This is a genomic window from Meridianimaribacter flavus (assembly GCF_004366715.1).
Lineage (GTDB): Bacteria > Bacteroidota > Bacteroidia > Flavobacteriales > Flavobacteriaceae > Gaetbulibacter_B > Gaetbulibacter_B jejuensis.
On record NZ_SOQZ01000004.1, the window covers coordinates 127,946 to 143,122 of the forward strand.

Sequence of the window (15,177 nt, forward strand, 5' to 3'; positions counted from 1 at the left end):
TCATTTTACTACTGTTATTGAACCTTTTTTGGGTTTTTGATTAGGGATTGTGATGATATAATAGTAAACTGGATTTATGTTTTTAAAATCCAATTGATTTTCAGGCCAATTGTTTTGGTAATCATTAGTTTGTAACACTACTTTTCCTTGGTTTGTCATAATAATAACTTCGGTATTTGTACCACTAACATATTGTGGTGGTATTACCCAAGTATCATTAACACCATCTCCATTGGGACTAATAAGATTAGGTATGTTTGCTACATCAGGAAATTGCTCTATTGGTGCAGAAATTGAAAACAGAAATTCGCTAGACACAATACAACCTGAAGTTTGAGAAATAACAACTCTATAATCTCCATAAGCTGTTGCTTGATAGGAGTCTTCGGTTGCTCCTGCTATTAAATTGTTGTTGAAATACCATTGAAATTCTGGATCAATAGCTGTTGTTGTTAAACTCACCCATAAGGTTTCGCCTTCTTCCATAGTATTTTCTTCAGGAACATCAATAGTGCTTGTAAAGCTTTCACTCACTAAATCTATGGAACCTGAAGCTTCACAACTTCCTAAATCTACTTGAACAGAAAACACTCCAGATTCGTTTGTTTGATACATTTGCTCTGTAGCATCTGGAATTATATTTCCATCCTTATACCATTGGTAACTATTTCCGCCAATAGTGCTTAATGTTGTCATTCCTTGATCTGGACAAAACGGATTTCCTAAACTAGAAACTATTGATGCATTAGCTTCTCCTGAAGTTGCCTCACTAATAGTAACTCTATTTGAAAATGAATTAGAGGTACAAGTACCATAATTAGTTTCAACAAAATAAGTTCCTTCTTCAGTAACCTCTAGAGTGTTTCCTTGAGCTACAAATACTGAAGTTGTTGGACCAGTTTCTTTATACCAATTAAATGTAAGTGATGGATAGTTTAAAGGAGAATCATTTGAACCTGTTCCTGGATTATCAATAGTCAACAAATAACTACCTCCAGTACAATACGCTCCTGTAGACACTAAATTATTAATAGTAAACGGACTATCCTGTGCTTTATAATAAGCCGCAAAAGTTGCTGAGCCAGAGCTAGTAGCTACAGGAGCAGTACTTTTAATTCTTATTCTGTAACCTTCACCTGAAGTTGTTTCAGGTAAAGAAAAGCTTAATGTAGCTGGTGAAGTTGTAACTTCTCCTGCATTTGATGTAAATACAATTGTTGGATCTGAAAAGCTTCCATCAGCGTCAGACATTTCAATGATAAATTGGTTTGAAGCGCTCAAAGCAGATTCTGGTGAAAATACAAATGTTGTGTTATACGTATTGAACGACTCACTTGCGCATGCTTGACTGAATCCTAAATTTGGCGTACCAATAACTATTTGAGCGTTTGATTTTTCTGTTGAAAGAAAAGCCAACAAACAAATTCCGAAAAATAGGGCTTTAAGGATGGTAGTTTTTTGCATTCAGTTCTGTTTTTTAATTCCCTTTTTTATTCTCAATGTTAACTCTTAAAAGAGCTTCTTAATTGATTAATCAAAAAGAACACGCAATTCATTATGAATAGAGTGTTTAAAAAATTACATGAATCTATCTATTAGTCTTCGTAGGCGTTAGAAGCAATAATTTTGTTAATTCGTAATCTGTAATCAGGACGTCTCGTGCTTGTTGCATCAATAAATGTTTCAGAGTCGTCTCCTTTAGAATACACATTAAAAAATACACTGTTTCCGTACCAATTCTCTAAGTCTTCGTTATTGGAGTTATTTTTAGTAAAAATGTTTCCGTTGCAGTTGTTGAAATACATTTCACTAAATCTTATCTTTTTGAGATTTTCACTATTTACTTTGATATTGTCATCTAAAATAACCGCTGGGTTAAATCCAGAAATTACACTTTTGTTCATTCTCAATGACGCATCTTGATCAATATAAAGTGCTTCTTTTACCAAACCAACTTTTATATCAGCTTCTAAATTATCACTAATGTTTACTAATGTTAAGTTTTCAGCATTAACAAAAGTTCCAGGTTTAGTAAAATCTACTTCATCTTTTTTATCATAAGATGCAATGTGCATACATATTGAACCATCAGCTCCTGAAATATAAGGAGATCTAATTGCTAGAGAATTTGAAATATTACATAATGTTCCATAATTAAACTCATAGTCATTACTACTTGTTCTATATGAAATCATCTTATTTAAGTTTACTTCTCCTCCAAGAATATTGAAAGAGTTTCCTTCGCAATAGCTTACCATAACATTTTCAATAATGGTTTGGTTTCCAACTCCTGCTAAAGTAAGTGCGTTAAAATAACCAAAGTCTTTAGTTCTTTTACCAGCAAATTCAATTCTTACATATTTTAAAATACCTGAATTGCTTTCAGTATTGTCACCACCATAACTAATATTTTCATAAGATGAAGGTCTTAATCCGTATTCAACTGAAGAACCATTTCCATATTTATTAATTGGTGCATCTCCCAATACAAAAACACCTCCCCAATCTCCTTGTTTTTTTACGCTTCTGTTTGAAGTGAAAACAATTGGATCGGTTTGAGTCCCTTCAGCAATAATTTTACTGCCTTTACTAATGGTAAGTGACCCATTAGTATCAAAATCTCCAAGTATTACTGTACCTGGTTCAATTGTAAGTGTAGTACTATCAGTAACAAAAACACTTCCTAATAAAAGGTAAACATCTCTTTTATTAAGCTTTGTATCTTTTGTGATGTTTCCGGTTAAAATTTGTGTTGGCTCACCATAATCAGTATGATTTGGTTTAAACTCTGTCCAATTATTCAACCAGTTATTTGCTCCTATTATTCCCTTTTCCTGTTGGGCAAAAATGTTGCCAACAACAAAAAGTAATACACATAAAATTTGAGTAGAGTTTTTCATAGTAGGTAAATTTGTAATTAGGTTTGGGGTTCATTTTTATACTATTAGACCAAACATATTAACTTTTCCTATGAAATACAAATAATATCGGTAAAATACATTTTTTTAATATAAAAGACAGTTTATTCCTACAAAAATTAAGATAATTTGACTATTTTTTAATGAAGAAGAAATACTAATTAACAAGAAAACTCCTATTTATCAGAAAAATAAAAGATTACAAATAAAAAAACCTCAACTTATTAGGTTGAGGTTTTGATAAAAACAATACCAAATTGTTTAGTTATTAAATTCGTTATAAGTATGTAGCGATTTTAGTGTTTGCTCATAAAAAAGAATAGCTGCAATTAAATTTGATTTATCTGAATAAGGCAACACCTTTTTTTGAAATTCAATTGTACTATCAAAGTAAATTTTTGAGGCGTTTTTATTATCCTCTAATGCTTTTCTATTATCCTTAGTGTCTGGAATTCCTAAAGACGTCATTGTAATACCAGGCTTCGTTGCAAAAGCAATATTAGGGAGAATGTTAACAATGACTTCTATACGTTCGGTATACAAATCCAACAACTCTCCTTTTTGCATCTTTTCTAAATCTTCACGATCATGATACTTAGTTATTGAAACTTTACCGCTTATAATATTTTGAGCCTCATCCTTTTTTTGAGCAAATCCGTTACTCATAGCTAGGAAAAAAACCATCATAAGTATAGTAAATTTAGTTTTCATAGTTTAGATTTAAGGGGTTCAATATCGCAAATTTATGTAATTAAACGAAAAAAACAAGCGTTTTGTCGATTTTTTAAGAAATTTACGAAAAAAAATTTGTAAAAAATTAACAAATAGGACTTTAGAAGACATTTTATGATTAAACCATCTTATTTATAAACCTTTACATAATCTACAATAAACTCTTGAGGAAAAATTGAATCATCTACTTCTGGACCTCCAAAATTACCTCCAATAGCCATGTTTAATATAATATAAAACGGTTTATCAAAAGGCCATGTTTTATCGTTTTTAACTTCTGGATTAAAAGTGTAAACCAAAGTATCATCAATAAAAAACTCAATAAAATCTTTAGTCCAATTACATTTATAGATATGAAAGCCTTCTTCTATTTTATCGTTTGTTGTAATTTTAGTGTTTTTAGATTGACCATAACTATCAGGAGTATGTAATGTTGTGTGTACTTCATGTGGTACTTTACCAACATATTCCATAATATCAATTTCTCCACATGCTGGCCAACCTTTGTCACCAATATCAGAGCCTAACATCCAAATTGCAGGCCAAATACCTTGTCCTTGTGGCAACTTTGCTCTAACTTTAACTGTTCCGTATTGAAATTCAATCTTTTTTGCTGTAGTAATTCTTCCTGACTCGTAAAGCGTACTATCTTTTGTTGCTTTAATATATAACAAACCATCTTTTACTGAAACATTGTGTTTGGTATAAGTCTGTCGTTCATTATTGCCCCAACCACAGAGGTTAGGGCAGCCATCTCCTAATTCATAATTCCAAAATGATTCGTTTAATGAACTTCCTGTAAAGTCTTCTTCAAAAATTAATTCTTTTTTTGATGCTTTGTCACAAGATGTAAAAGCAATACACAATAATGCTATTAAAAAACTATTTCTCATTCTAATGTAAATTTAGCTTCTAATGTTGTATTTGAACTTCCTCCAACATACACTTTAAAGTCTCCTGGTTCAAGTAAAAATTTTCCTTCGTTGGAATAAAACCCTAACTCATTTTTAGACAATTTAAAGTTAATTGTTTTTGACTCGTTAGGGTTTAGCTCGACTAATTCAAAACCCTTTAACTCTTTTACTGGTCGTGTAACACTTGCAAATAAGTCTTGCATATATAATTGCACTACTTCTTTACCTTTTAGTTTACCAGTATTAGTCAGTTTAACACTTACCTCAACTGTGTTGTTAGAAACTACGTTAACCTTTAAATTGGTATAATTAAACGTAGTGTAGCTCAAACCATATCCAAAAGGATATAATGGTGTATTGCTTACATCTGTATAATGAGACCAAAATACCTCGCCTGGTGAAGGCATATTTGGTCGTCCTGTACTTTTACTGTTGTAGTATAATGGTAATTGACCTACGCTTCTTGGAAAAGTCATTGGTAATTTACCACTTGGGTTATAATCTCCATACAACACTTGTGCAATAGCATTACCACTTTGTGTTCCTAAATGCCACGCTTCAACAATTGCTGGTATATGCTCATCAGCCCAATTAATGCTTAACGGTCTTCCATTATTAAGCACTAAAACAATGTTTTTATTTACTTTATAAACCTCTTCAAGTAATTCTTGCTGAACTCCAGGTAAATCAATATCTGCTCTACTTCTTCCTTCTCCACTTTGAAACCCATGCTCTCCTAATACCATAATAACAACATCTGCTTGTTTAGCAACTTGTTTAGCTTCGGCAAACCCACTTTTATCAGATACATTAATATCTAATTCTCGTGCAAAAACAGTTTGTCCATATACCAAATCTGCTCCTTTAGCATAGGTAACTTGATTTCCAGAATATGCTTTTAATCCTTCTAAAACTGAAACTGCTGTTCCGTCATCAGCTCCAATTCTCCAACTACCCAACGGACTTGTTTTATCATTAGCTAAAGCTCCTATAACTGCTATTTTTTGTCCTTCCTTTTTTAAAGGCAAAACATTGTTTTCATTTTTTAATAACACTATAGATTTTTTAGCCATATCCAACACTGCATCTTGAATTTCCTTACTACCTGTTACGCTTTGCTCTCGCTCTTCGTTGCAGTATTTATAAGGGTCATCAAACAATCCTAATTCAAATTTTACTCTTAAAATTCTTCTTGCAGCATCAGTGATAAATTGCTCGTCTACTTTACCTTCTTTTACTAAAGTGACCAACTCATTAACATAAAGGTTTGATTCCATATCCATATCAGAACCTGCATTAACCGCTAATTCTGTAGCATGAGCACCATCCTTAGCATGACCATGTGCAATCATTTCTGCAATTGATCCCCAATCTGACACTACAAAACCTGAAAAACCCCATTGATGTTTAAGAATTTCTCTTTGTAAATATTTATTACCTGTTGCTGGCACACCATTAAGCTCGTTAAAAGAATTCATAAAGGTTCTTACACCTGCTTCATTTGCTGCTTGAAATGGTGGGAAAATAGTATTGTAAAGTGTTGAAGTACCAACATCTACAGTATTATAGTCTCTACCTGATTCGGCAAAACCATAACCAGCAAAATGCTTTGCACAAGCCGCAATAGTATTATGAGCTGAAAGATCTTCTCCTTGAAACCCTTTTACACGTGCTACAGCTATTTTACTAGATAAATAGGTATCTTCTCCAGATCCTTCCATTACTCTTCCCCAACGTGCATCTCTTGAGATATCAACCATTGGAGCAAATGTCCAGTTTATACCAGCAGCTGCAGCTTCTTCAGCTGCAACTTCTGCTGATTTTTTTATGGCTTCTAAATCCCAACTAGCTGACTCAGCTAATGGAATAGGGCTAATCGTTTTATAACCATGAATAACATCAAACCCAATAATTAACGGAATACCTAAACGTGTTTCTTCAACGGCTATTTTTTGAACAGCTCTCACATCTTTTACGCCTCTTACATTAAGCATTGAACCTACTAACCCTTTTCTTAAATCATCGTATTTTTTTGCGGCATCACCATTTTCAGGCACTGGACCAGTAACATCCCAAAACCCATTGTACTGGTTCATTTGCCCAATTTTCTCTTCTAAAGTCATTATAGCTAAAAGGCTATCTACTTTAGACTCGATGGTAGTATTAAGATTAGTATTGACAGTATTTATTGCCAATTTTTTCTCATCAGTTTGGTTGCATGAAACCAATAATAGTCCTATACAGACGAGCTGCAGATACGTTTTTATATAGTCTTTCATTTCTTACTGGTATACTCTTACATAATCAACTTCCATAGTATCTTCGGTAAATGCAGGATCAATTGTTCCTCCTAAAGTTCCTCCCATTGCAACGTTTAAAATCAAAAAGAAATCACTGTTGAAAGGTAAACCTGCATTATTACTCACAGTATGGAAGACAGTATCATCAACTAAGAAAATAATTTCGTCTGTTCTCCACTCAACAGTATAATTATGAAATTCTGTTGTTGAAGTTGGCGCACTTGTACTAGAAGAATCTCCAGCTCCAGGAGATACTGCAGGATGATGAACAGTTCCTAGAACTACATTTTTGTCTTGTCCTGTTTGTTCCATAATATCTATTTCACCACATGCTGGCCATGTATTAGTTTGGTAATCTTCTCCTAACATCCATATTGCTGGCCAAGTCCCTTGTGAAGCAGGTAGTTTTGCTCTTACTTCAACTCTACCATAAGTAAACTCATATAAGTTTTCAGTTTTTAATCTAGCAGAAGTATAACTTCCTCCATCGGCTTTTGCAGTTATTTTTAGCAAACCGTCTTCAACAATAACGTTATCAGATGCGTTTGTGTAAGTTTGGGATTCACCATTTCCCCAGCCACCAGCACCTAAATCATAGGTCCATTTTGTAGCATCAGGAGCTCCATTAACATCAAAAGCATCTTCCCAAACTAAATTATCAAAGTCCGTTTCGAAAGGATCTTGTCCTGCTCCTTCTTCTTCTGAAGTAATAATGAACCACCAATCGAACTCTCCATTTCCATCAGTAGTTTTTAATAAAATTTCATTTGGAACAGAGCGATCTACAATTTGATAATTATGGTTACCACCACAGTAATAGCTTATAAATGCTAATCCTGATAAGCTTAAGGTTTCTTGCCCTCCAGGAGCAATAAGCGTCCAAGTCTCAGAATAATCATTATAAAGGAAGTTTTCAACATCAGCTCCATTAATTGTTCCTGTACCACTTCCTAATTCACTTACAAGACCATCACGACCAAAAATGGTTCCTGTTGGATCGTTTGTAGGATCATCATTAGTATTATTAGTAATGTGAGTGAAAGTTCCATCTGCATTAAATATAAAACGATCGTCATACATTCCTACTCCAACTTTTTCATTAGCTGCAGCTCCATACCATTCCGCTGGAATTTGTCCTCCTACTGGACCCAAGCCAAAATGTCCTGGTTGTTCAGATTTCATTCTCCAAGTTTTAGAGCCATCACCTACTAGCAGTTCTAATAAATCTTCAGGTGGCGCATAAGTTGCTAAAACTTCTACAGTAACTAATGTAGAACTTGATGTTCCGCCAGCACCATAAGCTATAACAACAATGTCATAGGTATTAATGCCTAAGTTAGAAAAATTCATTGCTACCTCTCCAATTGGTGAGTTTGCAGCAACCGAACCGTAAACAAACTTAAAGTTGATAGCATTATCTGCTGTAGCTTTAAAATTAACTACACCACTCCCATCACCATAAGGATTATCGGCATCCTGCCCTACAATTTCGGTAGTTACAACAATATTTGATGGAGCTACTATATCTCCAAAACTTGCATCATCATCTTGACAAGAAGTAGCTACAAAAGCTATTGCCAAAAGTGAAGCGAAAATATATCTTAATTTCTTCATAGTCTTATTTTTTAAATTTTTACAAGCTTATACTGCCAGAAAACTCCAGCTCCAGCTTCAATAGAAACATTAATTGTATTACTGTCAATAAACGTTACACTATATGTAATTGATGATGGCGCATCTGCTGGATCGCTTAACTCACCTGAATTATTTGCTTTAGGCACTCCTATAAAAGCACCTATACCATTTAGTGTTACGGTTCCTGCTCCTTCATCATATGTATAAGTTGCTGGGTTAGATCCATCATGAGGTGCTACTGGAGCTCCACATGCATCTCCTCCACCTTGCCAACCTTCAACCCAAGTATCTGCTCCAAGAACATTACTGAACGATCCATCAGCTCCAAAAACGTATTGATCGTCATAGTAACAAGCTCTATCAGTTACACAAGCAGCATCACAATTCCACCAGCTAGTATCTCCAGGTGCTGGACCAACTCCTAAAGCTCCTGCTTCCTGAGCGACTTGCCATGTTCCTGTTAATGGAGATACTGGCTCTGATTCTTTTACTAAATGAAATTGCCAGAATACTCCTGCTCCAGCTTCAATAGATACTGTCATTTCAGTGTCGAAATTAGAAAGCTCTACACTATAAGTAATAGATGCTGGTGCATCAGCTGGATTACTCAATTCACCAGAGTTATTGGCTTTAGGCACTCCAATATAAGCTCCTACTCCATTTAATGTTATTGTACCATCTATATCGTTGTAAACAAAAGTTGCAGGATTAGATCCATCATGAGGTGCTACTGGAGCTCCACATGCATCTCCTCCACCTTGCCAACCTTCAACCCAAGTATCAGCACCAAGAACATTACTAAAAGTTCCATCAGCATTAAAAATATACTCATCGTCAAAGTAACAAGCTCTATCAGTTACGCAAGCTGCATCACAGTTCCACCAGCTAGTATCTCCAGGTGCTGGACCAACTCCTAATGATCCTGGAGCAGTAGATAACTTCCAAGTTCCTAAAACACCTGTTGGTGTTGCTGATGGTGTTTTCCAGAAATAAATATTATCAATAAACACTGTTCCAGCAGCCCATGGTTCGCCTACAAATTTTAGTTGAAAAATTTCCGTTACTGTTAATCCTTGATCGATATAATCTGAAATAGGAATTTCAATACTTGTCCAGCTATTAGCATTTAATGCTACTGTTACTGGAGCTTCTGTAACTGTACCTGATGCGTTATTAATTAGTGATACTTCAATATCAGTCACTGCATCAGCAGTCCAAACATCTAAATGAAGAGATTCCATGTTAGAAACGTCTACCGAAGTTCCATCGGCTAAGGCAATACCTTGATAGCTTAAATTTACATATTGTAGCATTTGGTCTCCTCCTAAATCAAACATGGCCCAACCACTACCTTGACCTCCTTGTCCCCAATCTGGAAAATAGTTAGTATCTGGAACATCATTATAAACACTACTAAATATTGATATTACATCTTCTTCAGCTCTTGAAGGTGGTGTTGGTGCCGATGCTAATGGTTGTAAAATAGCTGTAACTTCAAAGTCTTCTGAATATGTAGTTGTTTCAATAGCTGCTCCCATTGCTTCAATAGTAATGGTATAAATACCAGCTTCTTGGTAAGTGTAAGAAATAGTTTCACCTATATTGGCTGAAGATGGCTCAGTTGAATCATCTTCTCCAAAATCAACTTCATAAAACATTGCATAATCTGCAGTAACAGTTACGTTAACTGTTTTTGATAATGCTGGATCGTTTTCTATAATAACTTCTAAAATCTCTGGAGCTTGAAATGACACTACAATTTGTTGTGTGATAGTAGTTGATAAGCCATTAAGTCCGTTAGCAGTTATTGTTGCTTCGTAAGTTCCTTCTTCGTAAACATGGTCTACACTTCCTCCTGGTAGGATAACTCCTGAAGGTTCTGAATTATCACCAAAACCAATGTTAAAGGTTGTTACACCTTCTGCTAAAGGTGTTATGGTAACTAATCCTGTGTTGTCTTGTGTTACTCTTACAGATGCCGAAACATTTGTTGGTGCTTCAATTTGATTGACAAAATCTGTATTATCATCATCACTAGTACATCCAAATAATGTAAGGACAATGAGCGATAAGCCAAGTGTGTACTTTAAAATTTTCATAGTCTTATATTTTAGTATCCTGGGTTTTGTTCCCAATTTCCGTTTGAGAATTGAATCTCTTGTAATGGAATAGGAAATAATTCGTTCTTATTAGCTGTAAATCCTGGTATTTCAGTACCTCTTCCTGTTCTTACCAAATCAAAGAAGTGATGACCTTCACCTATTAACTCTACGCGTCTTTCATGATAAATAGCTTGTGTTAAAGCGTCTCCTGTTGCTGTAACATTATGCTCTGTATCACCAAAGGCTCTTTGTCTTACTCTGTTTAGGAAATTTTGAGCTTTAGTATCATTGATATTTCCTCTGTTAAAAGCTTCAGCAGCCATTAATAACACATCAGCAAAACGAATTGCCCTGTAATTATTAGGGTTTGTTAGGTTTAAATCTCCTGCTGCTTCTGTACTTCTAGTTCTAGGTAAATACTTTCTGTTGAAATAGCCTGTATGCTCATAACCTGTACCATAAGTAGCCCCTGTTTCATCTGCCCATGCTTGGATATCTAAAATTGCAACGTCTTTTCTTAAGTCACCATCTTCAAACTCGTCAACGGCTTCTTGAACAGGAACATTAAAGCTAAATCCAGGTGTAAACAGTGGGCCACTATAGTTTCTTACTCCGCTAAAACCAACTGCTACATTACCTTCGCTACACTGTAAACAATCGAATCCTGCTCCTTCAACATCAGTATATTGAACTTCAAACACTGACTCAATTCCGTTTTCGCCTTCCATCTCAAAAATGGTATCATAGTCGGTAACCAAATCATACGGTCCATCCATGATTAAAAGGTCTAATACATTTGCTGCTTCTGGAAACTTATCTTGATATAAATACACTTTTCCTAATAATGCTTGTGCTGAACCTTTAGTTGCTCTTCCTGTTTGTGGTGCAGTGTAAGTAAGATTATTTACTGCGTAGATTAAATCGGTTTCAATAAGTGCATAGACATCTTCAACTGGTGACCTTGGTATTGTAGTTTCATCACCTAATTGAAATCTTGATTCCTTAATTGGAATGGGACCAAACCATTTTACTAATTCAAAATTGAAATAAGCTCTTAAAAATCTTGCTTCAGCAATTATTGTTTCTCTACCTTCAAAATCGGTTTTATCTTGAAATTCTAGAATATAATTTGCACGATTTACACCTGCATACATCCAGTTCCATATATCTCTTAGGTTACTGTTTACTGGTGTATGAATCATATCGTCAATTTGTTGCCACCCAACAACGTCAGTAGCACTCTCTCCTCCACATAAAGTATTATTAGAAGCTATTTCTCCTAAAATAACATTAGCATAGGTAGATTGAAGTATATCGTAAACTGCTATTAAGGCATTGTAATAATCGTCTTCTGAATTGAAATAGTTTTCAGAATCTATGTTATATGTTGATACATCTTCTAAATAGTCGTCACCACAAGCATTAATGGCTAAACCCATAACGATTAAAAGTGACAGTTTTTTAATTTTTCTTAAGTATGTTTTCATTTTAATCATTTTTTATAGTGAAAGATTTAACCCTAATAAATACTGTCTTGATATTGGATAAAACCCATAGTCGATTCCTCCTCCAATTGCATCTCCAGAAGTAGCTGCAGGATCATACCCTGAGTATTCAGTAAATGTAAATGCATTGTTTACCGCTGCATAAATTCTGAATTTACTCATTCCTATTTTTTCTAAAACATTATCAGGTAATGAGTATCCTAATTGGATGTTTTGAATTCTCAAGAATGATGCATCTTCCACATAAAAATCAGAGAATAATCTGTTAGTTGTTGAGGCAGTTGTAACTCTAGGTACTGTATTACTAGTACCTTCACCTCTCCATCTATTAAGGTATAAATTAGAACGATTTACATTAGGTTGAGACCTCTCATAGTTTCTAACCATTTCTTTTCCAACTTCAGCATACATATAGGTTGCAAGATCAAAATTCTTGAAGTTTACACTTAAATTCAATCCCATGTAATAGTCTGCTTGCGGTTTTCCTAAATAAGTTCTATCATCAAAATCGATAACTCCATCACCATTAACATCAGCATAACGAATATCTCCTGGAGCAGCTTCGGCTCCTAATGCCAATTGTGAAGGATGTGCTTCAACTTCAGCTTGGTTTTGAAATATTCCATCTGTTTTTAATCCATAAAAATATCCTATTGGCTGTCCTACTTCCATTCTTGATGGTGCTAATTGACCCACACCAAAAGCGCCTCCTTCAGGAATAACATCTCCATTGATTGAAATTACTTCTCCTTTTACATTAGTAAAGTTGAAATTAGCAGCAAAACTTAAGTTATCAGAAAAGTCATCTTTATAACCAATACTAAATTCAAACCCCTTACTACGTGTTGTTCCTGCATTAACCGTTGGGTTTCCTCCTCCTGGAGCAGCAGTTCCTAAAATACCTGAAACTGGTAAACCTCCTATAAGCAGATCTTCTCTATCTTCAACAAAATAATCTGCTGTAATGTCTACTTTGTTGTTAAGTAATGTAATATCAAAACCTACATCTAGCTTTTCTGCTGTTTCCCATTGTGCATTAGGATTTGGTAATCTACCATTTGCAACTCCTGTTACTAAAGCTCCATCCATTACATAAGTAGCTTCACCATTTAATAAAGCTCGGTATAAATCGGCTCCAACGTTATTACCAAGTGTACCATAACTAGCTCTTAACTTTAAGAAATCTATTACTTCAGAATCTTCCATAAATGGCTCATCAGAAATTTTCCAACCAGCAGTTACAGACTTAAAGTAGTCTACTCTGTTTTCTGGAGAAAAATCTGAAGCAGCATCTCTACGAACCATTGCAGACAATAAGTATTTGCCCATATAATCGTATTGCAGTCTTCCAAAGTAAGATGTTAGTCTGTTATCGTAAACATAAGAAGCGTTTGATTTTGCATCACTTAATCCTGGTGTTAAACTTATATCAGCAAATTCCCAAGAGTTATTTGGTACATCAAATCCGCTTGCGCTTAAACCATCTCCCCAATTTCTTTGAGCACTTGTACCCAATGTTACTGTTGCGTGGTGCTTATCGGCAAATGTTTTATCGTAATTAATGAATGTTTCCCAAGTATAAGAGTTGTAGTGGTTTCTCGATTGGTCAACTCTACTTCTAGGATTATTAAACACTTTTCCTGTTCCATACTCAACAATTGGAGCAAACGATTTTCCTTTATCAGAATATACTTTGTATCCAATTCTTGAGGTTACGGTCAATTCTTTTAAAGGTTTGTATTCTAACTGAAAATTACCTTCAATATTAGTTCCGTTGTAGCTGTTATAAGTATTTCTTATTTGTGACAGTGGATTAATAACTTCGTTTCCTAAAGTACCATTCCAATCTTCTTCATCTACATTAAAAGTTGGCGCGTAGTTTAAAGCATTGAATAATACCGAACCTAAAGCGTTCTCTGAAAACCCTCTACTTGATGCTGTAAAATAATTAGCATTAGTTGTAAACTTGAATTTTTTAGAAATATCTATTCCTAGGTTAATCTTGATGTTGTTTCTAACAAAATCAGATTTATCTCTAGCTACTATACCATCTTGCTCCAAACGCGAAGCTCCAACATAGTAAGTAATTTTTTCACCACCACCAGACAAACTAACATTATGGTTAGTTATAGGTGCATTACTAAATACTTCGTCTTGCCAATCAGTTCCGGCTCCTAATCCTGAAACATTAGGATAAGGTAAAGCTTGCCCATTAGTAGCATAACTTTCATTAAGTAATAAAGCATACTCTGTAGCATTTAAGTAAGGAAGTGTACGTGTTGTCTCTTGAGTTCCTGTATATGCATTATATGAAAACTTTGGTGCTGAATTTTTCTTACCTGACTTTGTAGTAATTAAAACGACACCATTTGCTCCTTTAATACCATAAATAGCTGCTTGAGCATCTTTTAACACTGTTATTGATTCAATATCATTTGGACTTATAGTGTTAAAGGATGACACCTCATAACCATCAACAATGTAAAGTGGTTTGTTACTACCATTAGAGCTAATACCTCTAATGATAATATTAAACTCAGCTCCTGGAGAACCCGAAGGCGAGTTAACAGTAACACCTGAAGATGTACCTTGAAGTGCTATTGCTGCATCTACAGGTTTTAAATCTTCTAAAGTTTCAGATGATACTAGAGACACAGCTCCTGTTACATCTTTTCTCTTTTGTGTTCCGTAACCAATAACCACTACCTCGTCTAAAGATTCGGCATCTTCAACTAAAAGAATTGAGATTTCTTGACTACTTGTTATAGTTACTTCTTGAGTTTGATACCCTAAATAAGTAACTACTAAAATTGAATTAATTGGCACATCGTTAATTGAGAAATTTCCATCAAAATCGGTCGAAGCACCTTTTGCAGTGTTTTTAACAACAATATTTACACCTGGTAGTGGTGCATTTGTTGCTACATCTTTTACATTACCTTTTACGTTAATTGTTTGCGCATAAGAAAATGCGGAAAACATAAATAAGGCAATAAAAGCAATGAAGTATGTTTTTTTCATATAGATTGAATATTAGTTGTATGGTAAAATTATCACATTACACTAATAAA

9 protein-coding genes are annotated in these 15,177 nt (G+C 34.5%); all 9 read right to left on the reverse strand.

Annotated elements, in window-relative coordinates; genetic code table 11:
- Positions 1-1,464 carry a gliding motility-associated C-terminal domain-containing protein gene (locus A8975_RS09625; protein ID WP_134200126.1) on the reverse strand — a complete coding sequence of 488 codons (1,464 nt, stop codon included), beginning with the start codon at positions 1,462-1,464 and terminating at the stop codon, positions 1-3.
- 131 nt (positions 1,465-1,595) lie between these two features.
- Positions 1,596-2,900: a hypothetical protein gene (locus A8975_RS09630; RefSeq protein ID WP_134200128.1), complete on the reverse strand. Its 1,305-nt coding sequence runs from the start codon at positions 2,898-2,900 to the stop codon at positions 1,596-1,598.
- Positions 2,901-3,179: 279 nt separating this feature from the next.
- Positions 3,180-3,629, reverse strand: a complete 450-nt coding sequence (locus A8975_RS09635) for a hypothetical protein (RefSeq protein ID WP_129760681.1) — start codon at positions 3,627-3,629, stop codon at positions 3,180-3,182.
- Between the two features lie 149 nt (positions 3,630-3,778).
- Positions 3,779-4,543: a family 16 glycosylhydrolase gene (locus A8975_RS09640; RefSeq protein WP_134200130.1), complete on the reverse strand. Its 765-nt coding sequence runs from the start codon at positions 4,541-4,543 to the stop codon at positions 3,779-3,781.
- Entirely contained in the window at positions 4,540-6,843 is a 2,304-nt protein-coding gene (bglX, locus tag A8975_RS09645) for a beta-glucosidase BglX (RefSeq protein WP_134200132.1), read from the reverse strand. Before bglX ends, A8975_RS09640 begins: the two co-directional genes overlap by 4 nt.
- 3 nt (positions 6,844-6,846) lie before the next feature.
- Entirely contained in the window at positions 6,847-8,478 is a 1,632-nt protein-coding gene (locus A8975_RS09650) for a glycoside hydrolase family 16 protein (protein ID WP_134200134.1), read from the reverse strand.
- An 11-nt stretch (positions 8,479-8,489) separates the two neighbouring features.
- Complete coding sequence (locus tag A8975_RS09655; protein ID WP_134200136.1) at positions 8,490-10,598, reverse strand: PKD domain-containing protein; 2,109 nt, start codon at positions 10,596-10,598, stop codon at positions 8,490-8,492.
- Between the two features lie 11 nt (positions 10,599-10,609).
- Positions 10,610-12,088, reverse strand: coding sequence for a RagB/SusD family nutrient uptake outer membrane protein (locus A8975_RS09660; protein WP_134200138.1), 1,479 nt, complete (start codon positions 12,086-12,088; stop codon positions 10,610-10,612).
- A gap of 12 nt (positions 12,089-12,100) precedes the next feature.
- Positions 12,101-15,127, reverse strand: a complete 3,027-nt coding sequence (locus tag A8975_RS09665; RefSeq protein ID WP_134200140.1) for a SusC/RagA family TonB-linked outer membrane protein — start codon at positions 15,125-15,127, stop codon at positions 12,101-12,103.
- Positions 15,128-15,177 lie beyond the last annotated feature (50 nt).